The following is a 25524-nucleotide window of genomic DNA, read 5'->3' on the forward strand; positions in this document are numbered from 1 at the left end:
CACGGCGGTGCCGGCGGCGGGGACGCGGTCGCGGACCGACCCGGCGGTGAGCAGGGCAGCGGGCTTGGCGTCGTCCAGCATCAGGGCGATCCGCTCGGCCGGGTGCCCCGGGTCCACGGGCAGGTACGCGGCGCCCGTCTTCAGCACGGCGAGGACCGCGACCAGGATCCGCTCGGTGCGGGGCAGCGCGATGGCCACGAAGTGCCCCGGGCCGATGCCCGCGGCGGCCAGCTGACGGGCCAGCCGGTTGCTGGCGCGGTTCAGTTCGCCGTACGAGAGCGTGACGTCCTCGAAGTGGACGGCGGGGGCGGCCGGGTCGAGGGCCGCGCGCCGCTCGAACAATTGGGGGAGCGTGTCCGCGCCGAGTTCGGCGGCGGCCGGGTTCCACTCGTGCAGCATGCGCCCGAGCTCGTCGTCACCGAGCATCGGCAGGGTCTCCAGCGCGCTCTCGGGAGCGTCGGCGACGGCCCCGAGCAGCCGAACGTAGAAGTCGGCGAACCGCTCGACCGTGGTCCGGTCGAACAGGGCGGTGGAGAACTCCAGATCGCCCAGGAGCCGTCCGTCCTCGGACTCGCGCAGGTACAGGGTCAGGTCGAACTTGGCCCCCCAGGTGCCCGGCGAGGTGGTGGACGGGGCGATCCGCAGCCCGGAGCCGGTGTCGCGGCTGTCCTGGGGGGCGGCCGCGTAGTAGCTGAAGGCCACTTGGAAGACGGGGTGCCGCGAGACGTCCCGGTCGGCGTTCACCTCGTCGACGAGCAGCTCGAACGGCAGCTCGCGGTGGGCGTCGCCGAGCAGCACGGAGTCACGGATCCGGGTCAGATGGGAGGCGAAGGACTGGCCGGTGGTGACCCGGGAGCGGACCGGGACCGTGTTCACGAAGAGCCCGATCAGGGGCTCCGTCTCGACGGTGGGGCGGCTTCCCGAGAAGTAGCCGACGCACAGGTCGTCCTGGCCGCTCAGCCGGTGCAGCAAGGCGCTGTAGACGGCCATGGTGGTCATGAACAGGGTGGACCTGCTACGGCCGGAGAGGGCCCGTAGGCGCGCGGTCAGAGCGGCGTCCACCTGGAACTCCACGGCGTCGCCCGCGAAGTCGGGCACGGCGGGCCGGGGCCGGTCGGCCGGCAGCTCGATGGCGTGCGGGGTGGCCTCCAGGTACTCCTTCCAGTAGGAGAGGTGGTCGCGCAGCGTGGTGCCCTGGAGCCGGCGGCGCTGCCACGCCGCGTAGTCGGCGTACTGGAGGACCGGTTCGGCCAGCGGCGAGGGCTCGCCGCGCAGGTACGCCTCGTACAGGGCGGAGAGTTCGTCGACGAGGACGCCCACCGAGTAGCCGTCGAACACGATGTGATGGGCCGTCAGGACCAGGAGGTGCTCGTCGGGAGCCGTGCGGACGACCAGGGCCCGTACGACAGGTCCCGACTGGATGTCGAAGCCTCTCTCGCCCTGCTCGCGCAGCAGCACGCGCACCTCGGCCTCGGGGTCCGCGGCGTCGCTGATGTCGCGGAACTCCAGGGGGAAGACGGCCTTCTCGGAGACGACGGGGACGACGTTCTCGCCTGCCAGGTCGAAGGTCGTGCGCAGCACCTCGTGCCGCCGGACGATCTCGTCGAGCGCGGCGCCGAGGGCCCCGCGGTCGAGGGGGCCGCGCAGAGCGAAGGGGATCTCCACGTTGTAGAGGCCGCCCTCGGGCTGGAGCAGATGGAGGAAGACCATGCGCTGCTGGGCGTAGGAGGCCTCGGCCGGCTCGTCCGCCGGACGCGGGACGACGACGTCGGGGACGGCGTCGGTCTCGGTGACGAGCTCGGCGAGCCGGGCGACGGTCGGCCGGCCGTAGAACTCCCGTACCGTGATGTCGGTGCCCGTGCTCCTGCGTATCCGGGCCAGCACCTGGGAGACGAGCAGCGAGTGGCCGCCCCGGGCGAAGAAGTCGTCGTCGGCACCGACCTGGCCGCTCCCCAGGACCTCCTGCCAGATCGCGGCGATCAGCCGCTCGTTGCCGGTGCGCGGGGCCACGTACGGGGTGCCGGAGCTGACCGCGGTGTCGTCCGGTGCGGGCAGGGCCCGGCGGTCGATCTTGCCGTGCGCGTTCACCGGCAGGGCGTCGAGGAAGGCGTACCGGGAGGGCACCGCGTTCGTGGGCAGCCGGTCCAGCAGCCACGTCCGCAGTTCCTCGCTGGTCGGCGCGGGGCCGGGGCCCGCGGGCACCACGTACGCGGTGAGCTGCTGGGAGCCCACGATGTCGGCGTGCGCGAGGACGACGGCGTCGCCGACGCCGGGGTGCAGCCGCAGCGTCGACTCGGTCTCGCCGAGTTCGACCCGCACGCCCCGGATCTTGACCAGGTGGTCGGTGCGGCCGAGGCATTCGAGTTCGCCGTCCCGCCGGCGGCGCACCAGATCTCCCGTCCGGTACATCCGGGTGCCGGGTGCTCCGTACGGATCGGGCAGGAAGCGGTCGGCGGTCAGAGCGGGGCGGTCGAAGTAGCCGCGCGCCAGGCAGACCCCGGAGATGTACAACTCCCCTGTCGCGCCGGGCGGTACGAGGTTCAGGCCCTCGTCGAGGACGTATCCGGCGGTGTTGCGCACGGGGGCGCCGAGCGGCGCCACACCGGGCCAGCCGTCGATGCCCGGCGCCATGTCGTAGGACGTGACGACCTGGATCTCGGTGGAGCCGTAGTGGTTGTGGATCCGCCGGCCGGGGACGGCGGCCGTGAACTGCCGTACGGCCTCGCTGAGGGTGAGCGCTTCGCCGGCCTGCACCAGGTGCTTGAGGTGGGGCAGCGGCCGGTCGGCGGCGAGGGCTGCGCGGGCGGTCAGTTCGATGACGACGTTCGGTGCGAAGAGGTCGGTGGCCCGGTTCCGGTCGAGCCAGCCCACCAGCTCCCCGGGGCTGCGCCGCGGGTCCTCCGGGACGATCGCGAGCGTGGCGCCCGACAGCAGCGTGAAGAGCATCTCCTGGACGCAGACGTCGAAGCCGAGGGCGGCGAACTGGGCGGTGATCCGTCCGGGGCCGGTCGGCAGCGCGGTGAAGTGCCACTCCATCATGTTCAGGAGTGCGCCGTTGGTCATCACGACGCCCTTGGGGCGGCCGGTCGAGCCCGAGGTGTACAGCAGGTAGGCCGCGCCCGCCTCGGTGCCCTGGATGCCGGGCCGCTGCGGAGCGGACAGGTTCCGCCCGCTCTCCTCGGCGCAGGCCGACAGTTGCGCGTCGACGACGAGCACGGGCAGGTCCTGGCCCTGGTCCGCCAGCAGCCGGGCTCCCGCCGCGTCGGTGACCACGACCGCGGGCCGTGCGTCGGCCAGGAGAAGGCGGACCCGTTCCGCCGGCAGGGCGGGGTCGACGGGCAGGTAGACGCCGCCGGCCTTGAGCACGGCCAGGAAGGCGGTGACCGCCAGGTCCGAACGGGGCAGCAGTACGGCGCCGACCTGTTCCGGTCCGAGCCCGTGCCGTACCAACGCGCGGGCGACCCGGTTGGCGCGGCCGTTGAGCTCCGCGTACGTGCGGGTCACAGCGCCGTCCAGCACGGCCACCGCGGTGTGCGCGCGGGCGGCTCGCTCCTCGAACCAGTCGGCCGGTGAGCCGCCGCGCACGACGCCGGTGACCGCACCGGTCACCAGCTGCGGGTACTCGGACGGGGAGAGCAGCGGAAGGTCGTGGACACGCGCGGAGGGGTCGGCGGCGATGCCCTCCAGCAGCCGGACGAACAGCCGGGACAGCTGCTCGACGGTCTCCGCGTCGAACAGCGCGGTGGCGTACTCGAAGCTGCCGTACAGGCCGTCCTCGGTCTCCGACACGGCGAGGGAGAGGTCGAACTTGGCGGTGGTGCTGGGCTCGTCGACGACGCGGACGCCGACGCCCTCCAGGGTGAAGTCCTGTCGGCCGGTGTAGGAGAACATCACGTCGAACAGCGGCTGCCGGGCCGGGCTCCGGTCCGGCTTCAGCGCGGCCACCAGATGGTCGAACGGCAGCTGCCGGTTGTCGTACGCGCCGATCATGCTGGTGCGCACCTGGTCCAGGAACCGGGTGAACCGCGGGTTGCCGCAGAGGTCGGAGCGGATCACCACGGTGTTGGCGAAGTAGCCGACCATGCCGGCCGTCTCGGGATGGGCGCGGCCGTCGACGGGGGTGCCGACGCACACGTCGTCCTGCCGGGACCAGCGGCCCATCAGGACCTGGAAGGCGGCCAGCAGGATCATGTACGGCGTCGCCGAGCAGCGGGCGGCGACCTCGCGCAGGCTGTCGAGGACCCGGGGCGGCAGGGTGAAGGACACATTGCTGCCCGCGAAGTCGGCGCTCTCGCCGCGGGGGCGGTCCAGCGGCATGTCGAGTCCGTCGGGGGCGGCGGCCAACCGCTCGCACCAGTACCGCAGTTGCCGCTCGTGCTCCTCGGCGGCCGCGGGCCCGCGCTGCCACACCGCGTAGTCGCCGAAGTGGACGGCGGGATCGGGCAGCGGGGAGGGCAGGCCCGCCCGGAACGCCGGGTAGATCCGCGCGAGTTCGTCGAAGATCATGCCGGTGGCGGGGCCGTCCACGACGATGTGGTGCATGTTGACGGCGAGGATGTACGAGGTCTCGTCCAGCTTGACCAGCAACGCGGCGACGAGGCGGTCCTCGGCCAGGTCGAAGTGCGTGCCGTAGTGCCCATCGAGGTGTTCGCGGGCCCGTTCCTCCCGCTCCCCGGCCGGGACCGTGCTCAGGTCGGTCCGGGTCAGCGGCATCCCTTCGCCGGGGACCACGACCTGCGCGACCACTCCGTCGCACTCGCGGAAGCGGGTGCGGAGCACCTCGTGCCGGCGCACGATCTCGTCGAGCGAGCGGGCCAGGGCGGGCACGTCCAGGTCGCCCTGGATGCGCAGGGTGGTGCCGACGTTGTAGCTCGCCCGCAGGCCGAGGCCGTCGAGGAACCAGAGGCTCTCCTGGCCGTAGGACAGGGGCAGGGTCCCGGGTCGCGGGCCGTCGAAGGGCCCGCCCGGCGGAGCGGGCGGCTGCGCCAGCAGATGGAGTATCTCCTCCTTGTGGCCGCGGAGTTCGTCCACCTGATCGTTCGTCAGGGCGCCGGAGGGCCGGAAGCGCAAGCGTCCGTCCTGGACCCAGAGTTGTATGCCGTCCGCGGTCAGCCGGTCCAGCAGTGCACGAGCTGCGCTCATCTTGGCCGTGTCTCCCCTTGGTGGTCGGTCGTCAGCGTGGACGGAACTCGAGCGGCAGCGAGGTGAGACCTCCGAGGATGTACGAGGCGATCCGCCGCGGCTCGCCGCTCACCTCGATCTCCGCGGGCAGCCGGGCCAGTTCGTCGAGCATGACGCGGATGGTCAGGCGCGCCAGGTTGGCGCCGATGCAGAAGTGCCCCCCGCCGCCGAAGGAGACGTGGTGGTTGGGGGTGCGGTCCAGCAGGAACTGCTCGGGCCGGTCGAAGACCTTCTCGTCACGGTTGAGGGACGGCAGCCAGACGGTGACCGCGTCGCCCGCGCGGATCTGTACGCCCTCCAGCACCGTGTCGTGCTGCGCGGTGCGCAGGATGTGCGTCACGGGCGCGGTCCACCGCAGGAACTCCTCGGCGGCGGTCTTCAGGCGCAGTTCGCCGGCCCGCAGCGCCTGCCACTGCTCCGGGCTCTCCAACAGGGCCAGCATGCCGGCGCCGACCGCCTGCCTGGTCGTCTCGTTCGCCGCGACGATGACGTTGTCACAGGTCAGGATGACCTCGTCGTCGCTGATGTCCAGTCCCTCGGCCTGCGCCCTGGTGAGCGCGGAGACCAGGTCCTGGCCCGGGTTCCGGCGCTTCTCCGTGATGATCTCGGAGTAGTGGCGAAGGATCTCCACATGCGCCTGCTGCGCTTCCACACCCTCGATGTCGGTGGAATTCTCGGCGGCCTCGGTGGTGACTTTCGCCAGCATTTCGACATCATCCATGGAAATACTGAGCAGTTCCGCCGAAACGGCCAGCGGTATGCGCGCCGCTATGTCTTTGACGAAATCACAGCGACCGGCCTCGACCACACCGCGCAGCGCGGACTTCACGACATCGCGGGTGCGCTCCTCCATTTTCGAGACGGCCCGCGCGGTGAAAAGGCCCATGATCGCCTTGCGCAGCAGGTCGTGGCGCGGCGGGTCGCTCAGCGCCATCATCGTGCCGGCGCCCGGGTAGGGGTCCTTGAAGTTGGGACGCAGGAAGATTCCCTTGGTGGAGGTGAACCTCTCCCATTCGGTGAGCACTTCGAGTCCGGCCGCGTGTGTCGTGACGGCCCAGTAGCCGCCGTGCTCGCCGTACTCGTGCCAGGAGACCGGGCTGTCCTCGCGCAGTCTCCGCCAGACCTCGTGCGGGTCGCCTGCGGAATAAAGAAGCGGGTCTGTCAGTGCGGGCATTTCCTGGGTCACGGCGCCTCGAATTCCTCGTCGATGTCCATCTGCCTCCGGCACGAGAATATCCGGTGTTCGATGGAGCAATCTGTTCAGTCGAACGCCCCGGCACCTGCGCAGTTCCCTTCCAGTAGATTGTGCGGGAACCCTGACGCGGCCGGACCGAGAACACGGCGGCCGCCGTTCCGCGACCGAAATGGTTATCGATGGCCACTCAACTGTTAGACCGCGTGCCCCCCCTGCTGCACCAGGTCACGTTCCGCAGGTTCTGGACCGCGCAGACCGTCTCCTACCTCGGGGACCAGGTCTCCACCATCGCGCTCCCGCTGACCGCGGTGCTCGCCCTGAACGCCTCCGCCGCCGAGATGGGGTTCCTCGGCGCTCTGGCGACCTTGCCGAACCTGCTCTTCGCGCTGCATGTGGGCGGCTTCGTCGACCGCAAGGGCCGGCTACGGCGGATGATGATCCTGTGCGATCTCGGCCGGGCGGCCGCGCTCGTCACCGTCCCGATCGCCTACGCGCTGGACGTGCTGACGCTGCCTCAGCTGTGGCTGGTGGCCCTGGTGACCGGCACGCTCGCCATGCTGTTCAACGTCGCCAGCAACACCCTGTTCGCCTCCCTGGTGGACCGTGCGGACTACATCCAGGGCACCTCGCTGACCCGGGGCAGCTTCTCCTTCTCGTGGGTGATGGGCCCGAGCATCGGCGGCCTGCTGGTGCAGATCCTGTCGGCGCCCTTGGCACTGGTCACCGATGTGCTGTCGTTCCTGGGATCGGCGTCCCTGCTGCGATCCATCTCCCCGCAGGAGTCGGTCCCCGAGAAGCAGACGTCGTCCTCGCACATCAGGGACGGACTGCGGTTCGTCCTGCGGACGCCGGTCCTGCGGGCCAAGTTCATCGGCAGCGGTCTGCTCAACCTCTTCTACACGGTCTACTTCACGCTCTTCCTGCTCTTCATCGCGCGCGAGCTGCGGCTGACGCCCGGGATGATCGGTGTGGCCCTCGGCCTCGGTGCCGTCGGCGCGCTGCTCGGGTCCTTCGTCACCGGCTGGTTCTCCCGGCGCCTCGGTGTCGGGCCGACGTTCCTGCTCGGCTCGGTGGTCTTTCCCGGGGCGCTGGCCCTCGTGCCCTTCGCGACGCCGGACAAGTGGGTGGCCTTCGGTCTGGTGGTCCTGGCCGAGTTCTTCTCCGGCATGGGGCTGATGCTCTGCGACATCACCGGCTCCTCGATCCAGCAGGCCCTGACGCCCGACCGCTTCAGGTCCCGGGTGCAGGGCGCCTATCTGGGGCTCATCAACGGGGTGCGGACCGCCGGCGCGCTGATCGCCGGTGGTCTCGGCACCTGGCTGGGGCTGCGGCCCGCGCTCTGGCTGGCCATCATCGGCGGCGTGCTGAGCTGCCTGCCGCTCGTGTTCGCCCCGGTTCCGGGGATGCGTTCCCTGCCGGACCAGGCCGAGTGAAGGGCCGCGCTCCGGCGACGTCTACCGAACGAGAAGGAGGACCGCCATGTCATTCCTCGCCGACCAGCTGATCGGCGAAGCCCGGCGTCGCCAGGTGCGGCTCTGGGTGGACTCCACGGGCCGGCTCCAGTTCGCGGGGAACTCCCCCGCGCTGGACGACCGGTTCGTCATGCTGCTGCGTACCCAGGCCCAGCCCATCGCCGCCAGGATCGGCGCGCAGTCCCGGGGCCGCTGGTTCAAACGCCTCACCGAGGGCGACGGCGACCTCCTGCTCTATCTCCTGCCCGCCGCGGGTGCCGGCCCCGGCACGTACCGGTCCTGGGCGGCCGCGGCGCCGGCCGGGCTGCGGATCGAGGCGGTACACCTGCCCGGCCGTGAAGAACGGTTCGCCGAGACGGCGTTCACGGACGTCGCCTCGCTCGCCGACCGGATCGCGGAGCAGATACTCGGGCACGCCGACCGCCCCTTCGGTCTGTTCGGTCACAGCACCGGGGCCCTGATCGCCCGGGAGGTCACCCAGCGCCTGGCCGGCTCCACCGACGCCCAGCGGGCGCTGTTCGTGGCCGGAGCGCTGCCGCCGCACCTGCTGGGCCGGCCGGCTCCGGCGGCCACCGACGAGGAGTTGCTGGCCCATCTGAACACATGGCAGGGCACTCCCGGCGAACTGCTGGCCGATCCCGATTTCCTGCGCACCTTCCTGCCCACCCTGCGCGCGGACCTGCGGGTGTTCGAGTCGTGCCGCAGGGACCTGTGCGCACCGGACTTGGTGAAGGTGCCGATGATCGCGTTCGGCGGGCGGCAGGACGAGGCGACGCCCGCGGGCCACTGCGAAGCCTGGGCGTCGTGGGCCGGCGGACCGTTCGGCGTACGCATGGTGGACGGCGGCCACTTCTTCCCGGTGACCGCCGCGCCCGAGGTGCTCGCGACGGTGTCCGAGGAACTGGCGCTCACCGCACACTGACCGCCCACCGCACCCGACGGCCGAGGGCCACGGCGATTCGCCGTGGCCCTCGGCCGGTTCCGCGTCCGGGTCATACGGCGCGGCCGGGCGCCTCCTCCAGGAAGGTCACGAGATCCGCCGCCAGGGTGCGGGCCGTGTCCGCGTCGAAGACGTCCGTGGCGTACTCCACCGTCCCCTCCACACCGGCGGCCGCGCCCTCGGGCGTGAACCGCTCGACGACCTTGAAGCAGAGGTCGAACTTGGCCACCCCCAGATCCACCGGCTGATGGCGGCCGGTGAGGCAGGCCATGCGGGGCGGTTCGGCCTCCTCCACCTGGAAGGCGAGCATCACCTGCGCCAGCGGATGGCAGTTGAGCGCACGGGCCGGGTTGACCAGTTCCACCACCTGCTCGAAGGGAACGTCCTGGTGCGCGAAGGCCGCCACGTCCGTATCGCGGGTGCGCTCCAGAAGCGTCCCGAAGTCCGGCTCGCCCGAGGCGTCGACACGCAGTACGAGGGTCCGCACGAAGAAGCCCACGAGAGCGTCCAGTGCCGGGTCGCCGCGGTCGGACACCACGGCCGCCACGGGAATGTCGTCCCCCGCCCCCCGTTTCGCCAGCAGTGCGGTCAGGGCCGTGTGCACCACGGTGAACGTCGTGGTGCGCCGGCCGCGCGCGAGATCGCGGACGGCGCGGTGCGCGGCCGGGCCGAGGCGGAACGGGACACTCGCGCCGGCGCCCGAACGGACCGGGGGCCGCTCGCGGTCCAGCGGCAGGGGGACCGCGGCGGGCAGTGCGGCCAACTGCCGCTCCCAGTAGCGGTACTGGCCGCGCAGCAGGTCAGGGGCCGCGCCGGCCGCCCCGTCGAACAGCTCACGCTGCCAGACGGCGTAGTCGGCGTACTGCACGGGCAGCGGGTCCCAGCCGGGAGCGCGGCCCGCGGTGCGCGCGTCGTACGCGGCGGCGAGGTCGCGCAGGAAGGGATGGAGTGAGGCGCCGTCGCAGGCGATGTGGTGGAGGACGACGAGGAGTACGTGCTCCTCGTCCCCGAGCCGGAACAAGGTGGCCCGCAACGGCAGGTCGGCGGCCAGGTCGAAGGGCACGCGCGCGGCGGCCCGCAGGTCGGCGGCCAGTCCGTCCGGCCCCACGGTGGTCTCCTCCAGCACCGGCACGGCGTCCGCGGTGTCGAGGACCTGTTGCCTGATCTGTCCGTCCTCCATGGTCAGGACGGTGCGCAGGACGTGATGCCGGACGACGACGTCAGCAAGGGCCGCGCGCAGGGCGGGTCCGTCGAGCCGGCCCGTCAGACGCAGCGCGAGAGGCTCGTTGTACCGGGGTCCTGGGCCCTCCAACTGGTCGAGGACCCACAGGCTCTGCTGGGCGAAGGAGGCGGGCGCGGGGCCCTCGCCGGTGCGCGGGACGACCGGCGGCCGGGCGGGCTCCACCCGGGTGAGCAGTGCGGCCAGTTCGGCGACCGAGGGATTGCCGAGCACATCGCCGAGGCTCAGCTCGGCGTGGAACTCCTTGCGCACGCGGACGGTCAGTTCGGCCGCGAGCAGGGAGTGGCCGCCCATGTCGTAGAAGCTGTCGTGGATACCGACGGCGTCCACCGCGAGCACGTTCGCGAAGATCGCCGCGAGGCGCTCCTCGTCGGCGGTGCGGGGCCGGTCCGCCGCCTCGGGCCCGGTGAACACGGGCGCGGGCAGCGCCCGTCGGTCCACCTTGCCGTTGGAGTTGAGCGGGAAGCGGGGCACGACGGTGAAGGAGGCCGGAACCATCGCGGGTGGCAGCGTCCGGCGCAGCTGGGCGCGGGTCGCGGTGACGAGGGACGTGGCGTCCACGTCCGGCGCGGGTACCAGGTAGGCGTCGATGCGGCGGTGGGCCGCGGCTCCGGCGGTGACGAGTACGGTGTCCCGCACCCCGGGGACCGCGCGCAACGCGGCCTCGATCTCGCCGAGTTCGACGCGCATCCCGCGAATCTTGATCTGGTGGTCGGTGCGGCCGAGGTACTCGATCGCACCGTCCCGCCGGCGGCGCACCAGATCCCCCGTCCGGTACATCCGCGCGCCGGGCGCCCCGTACGGGTCGGGCAGGAAGCGGTCGGCGGTCAGAGCGGGGCGCTCGAAATAGCCGCGCGCCAGGCAGACCCCCGAGGCGTACAGCTCCCCCGCCGCGCCGGGCGGCACCAGCCGGAGCGCCTCGTCCAGTACGTACACCGAGGTGTTCCACACCGGCAGTCCCACGGGCGCCGTCGGTGGCCAGGCGGCCACGTCGGCCGGCAGGACGTAGGAGGTCACGGCGTGCGTCTCGGTGGGGCCGTAATGGTTGTGCAGACGCCGTCCGGGCCGCATCCGGCAGAACGCGCGGACGGCCTCGCTCAGCACCAGCGCCTCGCCCGCCTGGGCGATGTCCGCGAGGGCGGGCAGCGTGCGGCCCTGCTCCAGCGCGGCTTGGCAGACCAGTTCGATGACGACGTTCGGTGCGAACAGATCGGTGACGCCGTGCTCCTCCAGCCAGGGGACGAAGTCCTTGGGGCTGCGGCGGACGTCCTCGGGGACGACGGCCAGCGTCGCGCCCGACAACAGCGCGGAGAGCATCTCCTGGACGGAGATGTCGAAGCTGACGGAGGTGAACTGAACGGTGACCCGGCCCGTTTCCCCCGGTAGCTCGTCCAGGTGCCAGGACATCAGGTTGAGGACCGCCTCCTGCGTCATGAGCACCCCCTTCGGGCGGCCCGTCGAGCCGGAGGTGTACAGCAGGTAGGCCGGGGTGCCGCCGCCGACGGGCCCGGTCAGTTCACCGGGAGAGAGGTCGCGCGGGTCGGCCCCGGCGCAGGCGGACAGCGCCGGGTCGAGGAGCAGCGGCGGGGCGCCCCCGGGCGGCAGGAGCGCGGAGCACTCCTGGTCGGTGACGGTCACGACGGGGCGGGCGTCGTCCAGCATCAGGGCGATGCGCTCGGGCGGCAGTTCGGGGTCGACGGGCAGATAGGTCGCGCCGGTCTTGAGCACCGCGAGGAACGTCAGCACGGACAGTGCGGAGCGGGGCAGCACCATCGCGGCCACGCGCTCCGGGCCCGCGCCCGCCGCCACCAGCGTCCGGGCCAGGCGGTTCGCTCCCGCGTTGAGTTCGCGGTAGGTCACCCGGCGCGTCCCGTCGGTCACGGCGACGGCGTCGGCCGACCGTGCCGCCCGCTCCTCGAACCAGCGCGCGAGCGTGCCCGTGCGCACGGCGCCGGCGAACCCGTCGCCGATCAGTCCTGCGGCCTCGCCGGGCAGCAGGCCGTCGATGGTGTCGAGCCGGGCGTCCGGTTCCCGCAGGGCACGGGTGAACACGCGGGCCAGGCGGTCGCACAGCCGCTGGGCGTCGTCCCGGTCGCACCCGCCGAGCGGGTAGGTGAGCCGGACGCACAGGGGTTCCGCGCCGCGGGCGCCGGTCCTCGGCCCCAGCGAGAACCACAGCCGCGGCGAGTCCCCGGGGGGCGCGGCGGCCACCGCCGTACCGATCTCGAAGACCGGCAGGCCGGTGGTGCCGCGGGAGGTGTTGACGGCGTCGGCGATCTCCTGCCACGGGACCCCGTCCTGGCCCGCGGCGATGCGCTCGGCCGCGCCGACCGCCGCCACCAGCGAGCGGAAGTCCCGCTTCGCGGAGGTGGCCACGCGCAGCACCCGGACGCCGGTGGGCGTTCCGGGTACGGCGGTCCCGAGCGGTAGGTCGGTACCGGCTCGCAGCAGGGTGAGCAGCGCGGCGACACCAGCCGTGAACACGGTGGCGGCGCTGTTGTCCGCCTCCGACGCGAGCGCGCTCATGGCCTGGTCGAGTCGGGGGTCCAGCCGGCATTCGACGGTGTCCGTCCGGGCCGGTCGGGCGCTGTCGCCCCGGCACAGGCCGGGCAGCTCCAGCCGCTCCGGCAGGCCGGCGAGGGTCTCGCGCCAGGACCGGGGGTGAGTGGGCGGGGTCGCCATGCGGTACTTCCCTTGTTCCGGGCCGCGGCACCGCGCCGCGGCCGTGGGTGGGCTGCGAATGGGTGTGCGGTCCGGCCCGGAAGCCGGTTCAGCTGACGAGGACGGCCTTCAGTACGGCTCCGGCGGCGACGTCCGCCAGGGCCCGGCCGTGCTCCTCCAGGTCGTAGCGGGTGACGAGGCGGGCCAGGTCGAACCGTCGGGTCAGGGCCGGCAGCAGTCCGACGTACTGCACCAGGTGGGCGCCGGTGAAGGCCCAGGAGCCGACCACGTCGAGCTGGCGGTACACGATCTGATGCGGGTTGACGGTGGTGTCGCCGCTGTCGGTGTACTGGCCGACGACGAGGTACGAGCCGCCGCGGCGGGCCAGCCGCAGCCCCTGGTCGATCGCGGCGGGCACCCCGGTGGCCTCGATGACCAGGTCGGCGCCGCGGCCTCCGGTCAGCTCCATGACCTCGGCGAGCGCGGTGGCCTGGTCGGCCGCTCCCACGATGTCGACATGGTGGTCGCCGATGCCGGCCTCGGCCGCGGTGCGCAGCCGCGCCTGCGGTCCGCCGACGAGGATCACCCGCTCGGCGCCGGAGAGTTCGGCCAGGGCCGCGGCGGCCAGACCGACCGGGCCGCTGCCCTGGACCACGACCGTCTCGCCGACCCGGACCGGGCGGCGCTCGTAGAGGGCGTGGACCATCGTCGGACCGGCGCATGCGAAGGCCATCGCGGCCAACGGGTCGATCCCCTCGGGCACCTTGACCACGGCCGTACCGGGGCGCAGGCAGATGTAGTCGGCCCAGGCACCCGACAGGCCCGGCTCCTGGTCGACGGGCCGGTTGACGCCGTAGGTGCGGCGGTTCTCGCACAGGGTCGGCTCGCGGTGGATCCGGCAGGGCACGCAGTCGCCGCAGGCGATGGAGGACGCCCACATCACCACGTCGCCGACGCTCAGCGGCGCGCCGTTGACGTCCACGGCGGTCCCGGCGCCGAGCCGGTGCACGGTGCCCAGTCCCTCGTGCCCGAGCACCAGGGGTGTCGGCACCTCCAGGTGTCCCTGTTGCAGGTGCAGGTCCGTGCCGCAGACGCCACCGCAGTGGCTCGCGACGATCATGCCGCCCTCGGGTGCCGGCGGGACCGGGAACTTCCGCAGTTCGAGCGGCTTCCCGAACTCGGTGAGCACGACGGCTCGTCCGACGCTCATGCCACGACCTCCAGGGCGGGGACGATCGGCTCGTCGACGGGTTCGAGGGGCCTGGTGTCGCGTCCGACCACATAGGCGGGCCGGGGTTCGCCGAGCGGGCGGGGCACATTGGCCACATCGTTGTAGGTCATGATCAGCAGCCGGCGGCGGAACGGGGCCATGTTGGGCGCGGAGCCGTGCACGATCTCCGGGTCGAAGAGGACGACCGTGCCGGCGCTCCCCTTGGCGCTGACCATGCCGTGGCGGTTCACGAGGCCGGTCATGTCCGTCGCGGTCAGGGCGATGTCGTCCGGGTCGATGTGCTGCTCGGAGGCGGCCTGACCGGCGCCCCGGCCCTTCTTCACCAGTCCGTCGCGGTGCGAGCCGGGGCAGAAGATGACCGGCCCGTTGAACTCGTTGACGTCGTCGAGGAAGACGCCGACGTTGACGAGCCGGGGCAGCTGGAGATTGTCGGCCAACCGCCAGGCGGCGAAGTCCTGGTGCCAGGACCAGCCGGCCCCGGCGAACGGCGCCTTGGCGTTGGTCTTGAACTGGTAGACATACACATCGCTGCCGAGGAGCTGCCGCACGGGCCCGAGCACCCGCGGCGCGCGCACCAGGGCGGCGAATTCGGGCTGGCGCTCATGGGAGGCGTACACCGCCCTGACGTCGCCGCTGTCCCGCTCGATCACACGGTGCTCCCCGGGTATCAGGGAGTCTCGGCGGAAGGCTTCCTGGAACGCCTCGGTCTCCTCGGGACCGAACAGCTGGTCGAGGACCAGGAAGCCCTGAGTGCGGAAGGTCCGCACCTGTTCTTGACTGAGTCGCATGGGATCACTCTGCTCACGGGTAGGGGTATCAGGACCAGATCTGGAGTGGGCCGCGCCCGGACGCGCCCAGGAAGAACGAGAGGCTGACCCGGCGGCCCGCGCCGCCGATCTCGTCGACCGCGTGGAGATTGCGCGAGTCGAAGATCACCGCGTCGCCGGCGTCCGGACGGACGACCGCCACCGGCTCGTTCTCGACGACCTTCTCGTCATAGCCGTAGCCATCGCGGTGGATCTCGTCGGCGGGCCGCCAGCGGCGCCGGTAGACCCGTGTCGCACCGCCGTACTCGGGCATGGACAGGTACCAGTTGAGCGTCAGGAAACTGGCCGGGGTCTCGTCGAGGATGCCGGGGAACTCCCGGACGATCTCGTCGAAGTGGAGCTTCGCGCCGTTCGGGATCTCCCGGATCATGCCGGCGAACATGTCCCGGCCCTGCGAACGGGCGGGGACGACATCGTCGCCCCAGGCCCGGCCGATCCGCTCGACGGCCAGGTCCATCGGGTCGGCCCCGTGGTGCAGGGTGCCGCGCAGACGGCGCGCCTCGTCGGCGATCTCCCAGTATTCCCCGGTCAGGGTGTGCGAGCCGTAGAAGTCGTAGGCGGCCGGGCCGATCTTGGCGATGGGCGGGAAGATGAGGTTCTCGTCGTAGGCGTCGAACTCGCGGTGGTCCAGGCCCTCCATGATGTCCGCGCACTCCTGCGGCGAGGAGAACCCGCGGATGCGTACCGCGCCGACCACCCCGACCATGAGCCGCAGGATGTGCTCACGGGTCAGCCGGTCGACGGACTCGGAGTCGAACAGGGTGAAGATCGGCGAGGCGTTGGTGCTGACGTCCTGGAGCTCACTCATCGTTCACCTTCATGAAGGTCCGCAGGCTCAGCGGGCGCATGTCCGTCCACAGCTCCTCGATCCGGCTCAGGCACTCCTCCTTGGGCGCGGACTCGCCGACGGTGTCCCAGCCCTTCGGCACCTCCCGGTCGGCGCGCCAGAGGGAGTACTGCTCCTCGTGGTTGCGCACGACGTGGTAGAGCTCGTCGTGCAGGGTCGTGTCACTCATGCATGCCTCCGATGGTGAGGGGGGACAGGGGGCGGGCGGCGAGGTCACGCGGGTCGTCCTCGGTGATGAGGCTGAGGCCCACCGCGTACTCGACGAAGTCCCGCTCGCCGCGCTCGCTCGCGCGGGCCAGGGCGACGGCGGCGTGTCTGCGGTCGGTCTCGTCGCGGTCCTGGGAGAGCTTGAACCGGCCCACGAGCTCCTCGATCTCGAACTCGAAGCCGACGATGCCGCCGATGATGCGGTCGATGCGCGGGTCGTCGGGGCGCAGCCTGTTGCCGGACTCGGAGTGCTCGGCGATCCCGATCAGCCCGCGGACCAGGGCCCCGTGGTCCGCCACGGCCCGGACCCGGCCGCGGACGTGGACGGACATGGAGTTCCAGGTGGGCAGCGGGTCGCTCTCGAAGAGCGAGGGCGGCATGTAGGCGTTGGGGCCGTGGAATACGGCGAGCATGCGCCGTCCGTCGATCAGCGTCGCGTGCGCGTTGGCCCGGTCCAGGTGGCCGAAGAGGACGCCCCGGGAACGGTCCAGGATCAGCGGCAGATGCGTGGCGAACGGTTCGTCGCCGGAGCGCGCCGATATGAGTGTGGCGAAGCGGAAGCGCTCCATCAGCGCGTACAGCTTCTCCTGGTCGTGCTCCAGGTACCAGCTCGGCGGATAGCCGACCGCGTCGGGCGCGGTGGTCAGGGAGGCGGGAGCGGCGGTCGCGGAGGTGGGAACGACCGACGCGGTCACGGGGCAAGGAGCCGTCGTACGCCCGGACACCACCGGGCAGCCGCCGGTCATCGCGGCGGGGACCCGGTCGGCGATGTCGTCCACGATCTCCTTGGAGCGGAACGGCAGCAGGGACAGCAGTGTGTCGCCGAGGCCGAACTGCCCCTCGCCGTAGCCCTGGAGGTACAGCCCCGCGCGCAACTCGGGCGCGGTACGGGCCCGGTAGTGCCGCGTGAGGGAGACGTGTCCGGTGTCGGCGGTGACGAGATGCGGGAGGACGTCGGCGAAGATGTCCGGGGCGAGCGAACGGTCGTACCCGGTCGCCAGGACCACGCCGTCGCACACGAGCCGCTCGTCCGACCGCTCCTCCAGCCGTCCTTCGAGGGTCGCGACCAGCGCCTCGCCGTCCTCGCGCACAGCGCCCAGCCGGGAGAAGGAGTGGATGTGCAGCCGGCGTCGCCCCTTGACCCGGTCCAGGTAGTCCGTGTTGAAGAGACGGTCGAGCAGGTCCTCGCGGACGACCCCGTAGTTGGCGTCCTTCAGCTGGTCCGCGACCACTGCCCGGTGTTCGGCGGCCAGATGGTAGAAGGAGTCGGCGCTGGTGGAGTAGAACTGCTCGTTCACGAACGGGCTGTTGTCGGTCGGCTGGAGGGTGTATCCGGAGACGACGACGTGGACCTCGGCCCGGTCGTAATGGCTCAGAAGGTACTCGGCGATCTCGCCGGCGCTCTGGCCGCCGCCCGCCACCACGAAGCGGTAAGGGGCGTCGTCCTCCTTGAACTGCGCCGGGAAGCGGGTGAGGAACTCGCTGGAGTGCACGACGGTCGGCACATCGGCCACACCGGCGGGCCGGCTCGCCCGGCCGCCGCCCGCGTGGACGAGGTTCCTGGTGTAGAGGGTCCGCCGCCGGCCGGTGGCCACCTCCTCGGTCTCGACCGCGAACAGCGAGAGGGTCTCGCCGTCCGGCGCCGTCACCGGTGTCACCCGGTTCACCTGGGTGCCGTAGCGCACCTGGCCGGCGAAGTCCTGGGCCACCCACTTCAGATAGTCGTCGTACTCGTATCGCGTGGGACGGAACTCGTTGAGGTTGACGAATTGCTCCAGCCGGCCCTTCGCCTTGGTGTACTGGAGGAACGAATAAGGGCTGGCGGGATTGCGCAGTGACACCAGGTCCTTGAGGAAGGAGATCTGCATGCGCGCGCCGTCGATGAGCATGCCCGGATGCCAGGCGACGCCGTCACTGCGCTCGACGAACAGGCAGGAGAGCGGCAGGTTCTGCTCACGTGCGCAGGCCGCGAGTGCGAGGTTCGAGGGGCCGAATCCAATGCCCAGGAGATCGTACGGCCGCTCCCAGGTAGTTCCCGTCCGGTCCGTGTCGTCGAGAGCCGTGTCATCGAGAGCCGGGTCTTCGTTTCTCACCACTACTCCTCTGGAACAGTCCGCTGGTGCGCAGGCCGATTCGCTGATGATGCCCGCACTGCCGGAACGGCGTGTTCGACTGTGCTGCACTGTCGAACACCCCGCTCCCCGGGGGCCTTCAGACACCGAGGCGACTCTTGACCTCGGCGAAATAGGGAATGTGCCGGTAGTCACGGGACACGGCGTCGTAGTCCGTGTACTTGTTGGTGAAGTCCAGGAGTCGCTGCTTCACCGTGTCCACGGAATCCCGGTGGATTCCGGACTCGATGCTCTCGATCTCCGAAAGGAAGTCGCGCAGCACCTGGGGAAGTCGCGGCGTGAGCCCGATGCGCCCGCCCTTGAGCCCGATGCCGCCGTTCCCCTCCAGGTAGTTGAAGAGGAGTTGGGAGGCGACCGCGTCGTAGTTCGGCCGCGGTATCCCCTCGACGGCGTAGCGCAGCAGCCGCTCGGCGAGGATGAACTCGTAGGCGGCACCGGCCTGTTCCCGGGGCAGCTTCACATCGTGCAGACAGGCCAGCATGCCCGAGACGTCGACGCGCAGCTCCTCCAGGCCCGCCAGCGGCTTCAGCTTCTTCGCCGGCAGGTACTCCGGGATCGGCATGTCGCCCTGGCGGTGGTGGTACTCGTGCAGCCGCACCCACCAGGAGGACGCCTGCTCGACCTCCCGGTCGGAGGCCCCCTGGATCATCGGGAAGCTGCCGGGCTCCATCACCTCGTCGATGAGAAGGCGGGTGATCTGGTTGTGCCGCTCCAGGAACTTGTCGATGAAGTAGAAGATGAGGTCGTCGGGCTGCTGGATGCCGTCGAGGTGGTTCTCCGGGAAGAGCGCCACGACCACGCGCGAACCAAATCCCGTGGTCTTGCCCGTGATGTTCACGGGCATGGTGTTGCTCGCGTACCGCTCGGCCAGATAAGAGTCCGTCGGCAGCGTCTCGTAGGTGAGGCAGTCCAGATTCAGACGCGGGAAATAGGAGGCGTCGAAGAGCGAGAAAATGACGTTGTCGCGACGGTTGTTGATGTGCGCCTTGGTCGCGTCCAGCCGCTTTCCCGGCGTAAAGGACTCAAGGTCCGCCAGGAATGCCTGGGCCGCCGGCAGCCGGCGCAGTACCCGGCTGGCCCCGAGCTTGCGCACGATCTCCTTGAGTTCCGTCTCGTCGCGCAGGTGTTTTCGCTCCGGGAGGTCTGCCCTTATGGCCTCCACTTCCGCGAAGACCTCTGTCATGTAACCCATGAATCAACCTTCCGAGATGGCACCCGGCGGTCTTCCGAAACGACCACGGGGTGGTGGATGCCGTCCTGCCGCAACCTCGTACAGGGAGGTCAGCAGCGCCCGCGCTCCTCGAGTGCGGTGGCGAAGTCGAGCCAGGCATAGGCGTACTCGCGGGCGAGGGTCGCCACCGGGTCGATATTGTGGGAAGGCACCCTCTCGGCGATCTCCGGGCACTCCGCGACGGTGCGCCGGCACCCCTCGAGCCAGCGGATCAGCCGCCGGCCGATGTTGTTGTAGCGCAGCGAGGGGTCCTTGGTGAGGGCCGCGATGATCGCGGCCGGGTCGGCGGGAGCGCCGCGTTCCGCCTCCGGCTGCGGCTGCGGCCGCACCGGGGCCGGGCGGTCCGGCTCCTTGTTCTCCTCCACCTGTGTCCGTCGGCGCCGGGGTACCGGCTCCTCTCCGGCCAGGACGCGTTTGCGCACGTCATGGACGGTCGACGGGGACACTCCTACCCGCTGTGCGATGTCCCGGATGGACGCCGTCGGGTCGCTCAACAGCAGCTCGTACACTTTGATACGAGCGCCGGAGCCGTCGACGGGCCGGGCCCTGCCGTCCTTGCCGACGCGTACCCCGGCCGAGCCGTCCGCCGCCGCCTCCTGGTCCCGGATCCGCCCTATGGTGCCCGCCGACAGACCCGTCAGGGAGGCGATCATCCGGTTCGACCAGTGCGGGTGCGTCGTGATCAGCCGGCCCGCCGCCGCCGTGCGGTCCGCGCGGGTGAGGAGCAGACCCCGCCCGTGCACGGTGTTCAGCCGGATCGCCAGCACGAAGGCTTCGTCGGCCGAGCCCTCGAACATCCGGGCGGCGATCTCCTGACGCCCGCTCAACACCGCTGCCCGGACCCGGTGGTTGCCGTCCACGACACGCATGGTGCGGCTGTGCACGACGACCGGCGGCAGGGCGTCGGCGGTCGCGGCGAGCATGCGGCAGTGGTCGTCGTTCAGCCCTCCGCCGCGCGGCGAGTCCCCGAGGCGCAGGGAGCGGACCGCGAGGGACACCGTCGGCGCGTCGATCGCGTCGGGGTCGAGGACGTCCAGGGACAGTGTGTCCGGCAGGGTCAGGGAGATACTCACGTGTTCCTCCGGGAAGTTCCGCCGCGGCGTACCGTGCCGGCCGGCGGGACGGGCGTCGTGCGTGCCCGCGGGCGGGCGCTCACGAGGAGAGGCGTACGACGCAGGAATCGACGTGCCAGCCGGCCAGGCTCGGCACGACCATCACCAGGCGCCAGCTCAGGGCCAGCGCTCTTTCGGCTGCCGCCGCCTCGTTCTGCCCGCGCATGAAGAGAACCGACGAGAACCCATCGGCACAGCCGACGGTCCGTACGTGTTCAAGACCGTCCTCCTCCAGCGCGTGGGCCCAGAAGGCATCGTTGAGGGATGCCGGGGCGAGCGGTGTCTCGCCGGGCCCGGCCGCTCCCTTGACCACGACGACGACCGCGTACATGAGCGCTCTCCGCCCGGTGCGCTGCCGGTCAGCCCCAGCCGAAGCCGTCGTCCGAGGGGTCCGTGGCGGTCGCGCCGGACGGCGTCGCCTGCACGGCGGCCATCACCGGCGTCGCGCCGGCCGCGGCCGAGCAGGCGGCCGAGCTTCCAGCGGCGACCGCTCCGGCCACCACGGCGGAGACGAGGAGAGCCCGGACGGCGACGATCTGCTTCTTCTTCACAGGATTCCTTCTGGGAATTCGGGGCCAGGAATGACGGACCGCTTGGGATTCAATGGCTTCCGAAAGCCGGTTTCTGAGATCCGGCTTTCTCGGCCACGAGAGAAATCCTGTCCGGTGCCCGGGTCACTGTCAGTACTTGTCGAGTTACACCAATGGGCCTGGCCGCTTGGGGCCTCGCTCCCCCGGCCCTCGACACATGGTTGACCTGGTGCGTTGTGCGGCTGTCCGCATGCGGCCATGCACGTTCGTGCCAGCCCGGTACGACGAAGGCCGGGCCGCCCCCGCGGCTCATGTCACCGGCCGCCACCGGACAGCTCGCCCCCTCGACCTGCCTGGTCCGCACACCTCTGCGTGGATGTACTCACGTTTCCGGCCCCCCGAATGAGTACGCGCACCGATCCGCGCGACCCCCGCCCTCCCCGAGGCTTGGTCCGTCAAAGGCCGATCCTGTTCGAGGGGAAACACATGACCACGCACCGCACCCGCCGACGGACCACCGGAACCGCCGCGGCACTTCTCGCCTGCTCCGCCGCCACCCTCGCCGCGCTGCTCACCGGCTGTTCGACCGCCGACGCGATCTGCTCGGACGGCGAGTACCCGGTGCAGAACATCGGCACGACCGGCGGTCAGTGCGTCGCCGACGGGCACAAGGTCCCGAAGGGCACCTTCCGTTACCCCGAGGACAAGATGCCGAAGCATGTGGACGACAAGTGGGACATCTACTGGCAGACGCACACCATCGACGAGCACGGCGCCATCATCAAGGCTCCGCAGGACTCCTGACCGTTAATTCGTTTGGCGCGCGCGAGGTGTCGTGATGGGATCAGTGCGACGGGGGCGGCTCCCCGGCGCGCATCCTTCTCACCTTCCTTGAAAAGACCGGCGCGCCCACTCTCCGCCCCCGTTCCTCAGTTCCAGATCACCGTGGAGGGGAATCCCCTGTTGCTCGCTGCCGAGTCCGTACTGCTGCGCCGCATCCAGACCGTCTTCGTGGACGGGCCGTCCTCGTCCGGCGACGGATCAGGACCGGCACTGCGTCGACTCGAAGCCGAACTGCTCGGCCGCGGTCACCTCCTCTCCGCCGAACTGCACACGGCGCTCGGCTCGTTGGGATCCGAGGAGCTGGCGGCGGCGCACGCCCGGCTGGTCGGCCTGGTCGACGACCTGCTCGGCAGCGACCGCGTCCACACCCCGCTCCTCCGCCGCTTCCCGCGCACCGTGCCCCGGGACACCGAAGCGCTGTACGTGGACCGGGTCTTCGCCTTCCTGCTCCAGCAGCCGGACCACCCCTGCGTGCTCTGCGGCGAGGCGCGCACGGTGTTCCCCGTCTCGCCCTGCGCCCACCTGGTGTGCCGGCTGTGCTGGGACGGCTCCGACTACGCGGGCTGCCCGGTCTGCCACCGCCGGATCGACGCGAACGACCCCTTCCTGCGCCCTGTGCGTGCCGTCGGCGCCGCCAAGGCACCGCTGCCCGGCCCGCTGCGGCTGCTGCGCCTGGGCACCGAACGGGCCGCCGACGCCGGCGCCGTGGTCGACTCCCTGCTGGCCCGCCGTACTCCGCTCTCCCCGCAGGACCGCGACGACCTGCTCACCCTGCTGCCGCTCACCCCGGCCGGCCGGGGCCTGCTGCCGCGGGAGATCCCGGTCCGGGAGACCAAGGCGATGGTGCTGGGCGCGCTGCTGCGCGAGGCGCCGGACGGCCTCCCCGTACGAGAGCTGCTGACCGAGCGACTCACCACCGCCACCGACGTGTTGCGGCTGCTCGCCGTACTCTCCGACGGCGACGCCGGGCTGGTGACCCTGTCGCCCTTCGCCAGTCCTCCGCGCCCGCTGCGCCGCGCACTCCTCGCGGTCCTCGACGCGTTGCCGACGCCGTATCTGGTGGAGGACGTGCTACGGCACCCCACGGCATGGAAGCGCGCCGCGGAGGTACTGCACCCCTTCGAACGCCATGCCCGCCATCCGCGCGCCGCCCTCGCCTTCGCCGTGCTGCGCGGGACCCCGGTGGACCCCGGCACGGCCTTCGGTGCCGCCCTGCTGGAGACGGCCGCCGCACACCCGGACGCCGTCCGCGTGGATGACGGCCGCGTGGATGACGGCCGCGTGGATGACGGCCGCGTGAACGACGGGCGCGTGGACCGTGTCCGGCTCCGTCCGGCCACCTGGGCCGGGCGGCTGGAACAGGCGGTGGCCGAGGGCGACGCGGGCCGGGCCGCGGCCCTCGCCGGGGAGCGCCCCGGCGAACTGGTGCGCCGGCTGGACGTGTTGCTGCGCCTGCACACCTGCGACACCCTCGTGCCGGAACTGGAGAAGGCCCTGCTGCGCGGCCTGCCCAAGGTGGGCCCGGGTCCGCTGCTGTCGGCGCTCGGGGCGCTGCGGGTCCGCACCGAGGACCGTACCGGCCGCCGTCGGGTGTTCTTCCCGCGCGGCGAGGTCACCCGCGCCCTGTCCGTTCCGGAACGGCGGGCTCCGCTGTCCATCGGGCTGATCACGGCCGCGGTCACGCTCCTGGAGGCCGAGCTGCTGCGCCGGTTCGCCGCCGGGGAGCCGTACGAGCTGTCGGTACTGGATGCGGACCTGGCCGACCTCACCGTGCCCTTCACCGAGCGGTCCACCGCGAAGGCCCTGGTGGCGGTACCCCGGGGCAGTACGCAGCCGCTGCCCGACGGCGCGGTGCTGCGGCTGTTCCTGCACTGGACCGAGCCCCAGGGCAACCGCACCGACCTGGACCTGTCGGTCGCGTTCTTCGACGCCGAGTGGAAGTTCACCGGCCTGTGCGACTACACGAACCTGGTGCACGGACCGCAGGCCGCGGTCCACTCCGGCGACCTCACCTCCGCCCCGGCCCCGCAGGGCGCCACCGAGTACGTGGACCTGGACCTGGCCCGGCTGGCGGCACGGGGCGATGTGTACGCCGTCCCGCTCGTCTTCAGTTTCAACAACGTGCCGTTCGAGGAGTTGCCGGACGCCTTCGCCGGTTTCATGGCGCTGCCCGCGCAGGGCCCGCGCGACGCGTCGTACGACCCGCGCACGGTGCGCCAGCGCTTCGACCTCGCGGGCGAGTCGCGGGTGTGCCTGCCGATGGTCGTGGACCTGGGCCGGAGCCGGATGCTGTGGACGGACACCCATCTGACGTCCACGGGCGGCTTCCAGAGCATCGGCTCGCACGGCGGCGACCAACTGGCCACCACGGCACGGGACTTGTGGGACCAGTTCGGCTCCGGCAGCCGAACCACCCTCTGGGACCTGGCGGTTTGGCGGGCGGCCGCTCGCTCGCCCGAGGTGGCCGTGGTGTGCCGGGAGCCGGAGCCCGCGCTGCTGCGGTACCGGCGCCGGCCGGACGAGGACGCGGCCGCGTTCGCCGGCCGGGTCTCCGCCCTGGAAAACGCCGAGGAACGGCGCCCGCACCCGGACCCCGACGCGGCGGCGGCCGAACTCGCCTGCGGGACACGGGTGTTCCTGGCGACGGTGCATGGATCCATCGGACCCGCACGGGCGTCGGGCACGTACTACCGGCTCTTCCCCGGTGCCGGGGACGCCTCGGAGAGCCTGAACCGCGTGACCGCCGGTGACCTGGTCGCGGAGCTCGGCAGCGGCCTGTAGGAGCCCGCCGGGAGCCGCCGACGCCGATGACGCCACCGCCCACCGATGCGCGCACCGCGAACGGGGAACCCGGTGGGCGTGAAGAACACCGCACTGCTGGTCATCGACATGATCAACACATACGACCACAAGGACGCCGACCTGCTGATTCCCTCGGCCCGGACGGTCGTACCGGTCGTGGCGGACCTCTTGCGACGGGCGCGGGACCGCTCGGCGCCGGTGATCTATGTGAACGACAACTTCGGTGAGTGGCGATCGCACCACGGCGAGTTGCTCGATCACGCCTTGAGCGGACCGCACAGCCACCTGGTGACGCCCTTGCGGCCCGACCGGGACTCCCTCTTCGTCGTCAAGGCCCGCCACTCCGTCTTCTTCGAGACCCCCCTGGAATACCTGCTGCGTCAGCAGAACATCGACCAGCTGATCCTCACCGGGCAGGTGACCGAGCAGTGCGTGCTCTACTCGGCTCTCGACGCCCATATCCGCCACTTCGACGTGATCGTCCCCAGGGACGCCGTGGCCCACATCCACGAGGACCTCGCCCGGGCCGCCCTGCGGATGATGGAGCGGAACATGGGCGCGCGCGTCTGCACGAGCGTGGACCTGTGGAGGTGACCGGCCCCGCCGCGCTCAATCGGTCAGGGTGCCCTGGTGGAAGTACATCCGCCAGCCCGTCTCCGTCAGCCGCCACAGGGAGCTGCGCCAGGCCCGACGGCCCTGGTTGTCGGCGAAGTACGTCAGATGAACGACACCAGGAGCGAGCAGCACTCCGGACATCTCGCTGACCTTGACCGGAGACTCCGCGGACACCGAGCCGCTGCTCGTCACGGTGAGGATCGAGTCCATGTCCCACCGGCGCCCCGAGGCCCCGAACTCGGTGAACTCCGGGTCCAGCAGCTCCAGGACCAGGGCCGGGACGGCTCGTACCTCGGGGTCGAGAAGCCGCAACTCCCCGTCGATGGCCGCCTGCACGGCCTGCTTCTGCTCGTCGTCCGCCATGCCGGAACCTTACGAGTACGACACCCCGGGAAACAGCGAATTGCGCACGCGCGCGCCACGGCAGCGCACGCCAGGCGGACCGGGTGGGCCGGGGT

At 71.3% G+C, this 25524-nt stretch carries 18 protein-coding genes; 5 read left to right on the plus strand and 13 right to left on the minus strand.

All coding sequences use genetic code 11. From position 1 onward, the window contains the following. Both CCN72_RS21315 and CCN72_RS21320 read right to left on the minus strand, forming a co-directional pair. Positions 1-5142, minus strand: a 5142-nt coding sequence (locus CCN72_RS21315; protein WP_143664159.1) for a non-ribosomal peptide synthetase, incomplete at its 3' end; no start/stop codon positions are given. Between the two features lie 31 nt (positions 5143-5173). Continuing rightward, positions 5174-6355: a cytochrome P450 gene (locus tag CCN72_RS21320; RefSeq protein WP_086808901.1), complete on the minus strand. Its 1182-nt coding sequence runs from the start codon at positions 6353-6355 to the stop codon at positions 5174-5176. A 224-nt stretch (positions 6356-6579) separates the two neighbouring features. On the opposite strand from CCN72_RS21320, the gene CCN72_RS21325 reads away from it, so the two are divergent. Both CCN72_RS21325 and CCN72_RS21330 read left to right on the plus strand, forming a co-directional pair. After that, positions 6580-7809 (plus strand): MFS transporter, encoded by a 1230-nt coding sequence (locus CCN72_RS21325; RefSeq protein WP_158101381.1) that lies wholly within the window; start codon positions 6580-6582, stop codon positions 7807-7809. Between the two features lie 46 nt (positions 7810-7855). Continuing rightward, positions 7856-8770 (plus strand): thioesterase II family protein, encoded by a 915-nt coding sequence (locus CCN72_RS21330; RefSeq protein ID WP_086808903.1) that lies wholly within the window; start codon positions 7856-7858, stop codon positions 8768-8770. A 70-nt stretch (positions 8771-8840) separates the two neighbouring features. Here the strand turns inward: CCN72_RS21330 and CCN72_RS21335 are convergent, their stop codons facing one another. From CCN72_RS21335 to CCN72_RS21380, 10 genes are all read right to left on the minus strand, one after another. Further along, positions 8841-12710, minus strand: a complete 3870-nt coding sequence (locus tag CCN72_RS21335; protein ID WP_086808904.1) for a non-ribosomal peptide synthetase — start codon at positions 12708-12710, stop codon at positions 8841-8843. A gap of 88 nt (positions 12711-12798) precedes the next feature. After that, the gene (locus tag CCN72_RS21340; protein ID WP_086808905.1) at positions 12799-13899 is read right to left on the minus strand and encodes a zinc-binding dehydrogenase; all 1101 of its coding nucleotides are present in this window, start codon (positions 13897-13899) and stop codon (positions 12799-12801) included. After that, a complete protein-coding gene (locus tag CCN72_RS21345) occupies positions 13896-14708 on the minus strand; it encodes a phytanoyl-CoA dioxygenase family protein (RefSeq protein WP_086808906.1) in 813 nt (270 codons plus the stop codon). The genes CCN72_RS21340 and CCN72_RS21345 overlap by 4 nt, the downstream gene beginning before the upstream one ends. Positions 14709-14736: 28 nt before the next feature. Continuing rightward, positions 14737-15555, minus strand: a complete 819-nt coding sequence (locus CCN72_RS21350) for a 2OG-Fe(II)-dependent halogenase WelO5 family protein (RefSeq protein WP_086808907.1) — start codon at positions 15553-15555, stop codon at positions 14737-14739. Further along, positions 15548-15763 carry an MbtH family protein gene (locus tag CCN72_RS21355; protein ID WP_086808908.1) on the minus strand — a complete coding sequence of 72 codons (216 nt, stop codon included), beginning with the start codon at positions 15761-15763 and terminating at the stop codon, positions 15548-15550. The genes CCN72_RS21350 and CCN72_RS21355 overlap by 8 nt, the downstream gene beginning before the upstream one ends. Next, positions 15756-17894 (minus strand): SidA/IucD/PvdA family monooxygenase, encoded by a 2139-nt coding sequence (locus CCN72_RS21360; protein WP_158101382.1) that lies wholly within the window; start codon positions 17892-17894, stop codon positions 15756-15758. The genes CCN72_RS21355 and CCN72_RS21360 overlap by 8 nt, the downstream gene beginning before the upstream one ends. Before the next feature lie 118 nt (positions 17895-18012). Beyond that, entirely contained in the window at positions 18013-19125 is a 1113-nt protein-coding gene (locus CCN72_RS21365; RefSeq protein WP_086808910.1) for a DUF6421 family protein, read from the minus strand. An 89-nt stretch (positions 19126-19214) separates the two neighbouring features. After that, complete coding sequence (locus tag CCN72_RS21370) at positions 19215-20237, minus strand: winged helix-turn-helix transcriptional regulator (RefSeq protein ID WP_086808911.1); 1023 nt, start codon at positions 20235-20237, stop codon at positions 19215-19217. Positions 20238-20316: 79 nt separating this feature from the next. Continuing rightward, the gene (locus CCN72_RS21375; RefSeq protein ID WP_086808912.1) at positions 20317-20607 is read right to left on the minus strand and encodes a hypothetical protein; all 291 of its coding nucleotides are present in this window, start codon (positions 20605-20607) and stop codon (positions 20317-20319) included. Positions 20608-20635: 28 nt separating this feature from the next. Next, positions 20636-20827, minus strand: a complete 192-nt coding sequence (locus tag CCN72_RS21380; protein WP_086808913.1) for a hypothetical protein — start codon at positions 20825-20827, stop codon at positions 20636-20638. A gap of 465 nt (positions 20828-21292) precedes the next feature. Here CCN72_RS21380 and CCN72_RS21385 point away from each other — a divergent pair, with 465 nt between their 5' ends. The 3 genes from CCN72_RS21385 (at position 21293) to CCN72_RS21395 (ending at position 25045) form a co-directional block, all read left to right on the plus strand. Then, the gene (locus CCN72_RS21385) at positions 21293-21610 is read left to right on the plus strand and encodes an SCO0607 family lipoprotein (protein ID WP_086808914.1); all 318 of its coding nucleotides are present in this window, start codon (positions 21293-21295) and stop codon (positions 21608-21610) included. A 159-nt stretch (positions 21611-21769) separates the two neighbouring features. Next, on the plus strand, positions 21770-24430 hold the full coding sequence (locus CCN72_RS21390; RefSeq protein WP_086808915.1) for an MXAN_6230/SCO0854 family RING domain-containing protein: 2661 nt from the start codon (positions 21770-21772) through the stop codon (positions 24428-24430). 78 nt (positions 24431-24508) lie between these two features. Beyond that, positions 24509-25045, plus strand: coding sequence for a cysteine hydrolase family protein (locus CCN72_RS21395; RefSeq protein ID WP_086808917.1), 537 nt, complete (start codon positions 24509-24511; stop codon positions 25043-25045). A gap of 15 nt (positions 25046-25060) precedes the next feature. Here CCN72_RS21395 and CCN72_RS21400 read toward each other — a convergent pair whose 3' ends face one another. Continuing rightward, positions 25061-25429 (minus strand): nuclear transport factor 2 family protein, encoded by a 369-nt coding sequence (locus CCN72_RS21400; protein ID WP_086808916.1) that lies wholly within the window; start codon positions 25427-25429, stop codon positions 25061-25063. Between the last annotated feature and the right edge of the window lie 95 nt (positions 25430-25524).

It is taken from the genome of Streptomyces murinus (genome assembly GCF_002154555.1).
Lineage (GTDB): Bacteria > Actinomycetota > Actinomycetes > Streptomycetales > Streptomycetaceae > Streptomyces > Streptomyces murinus.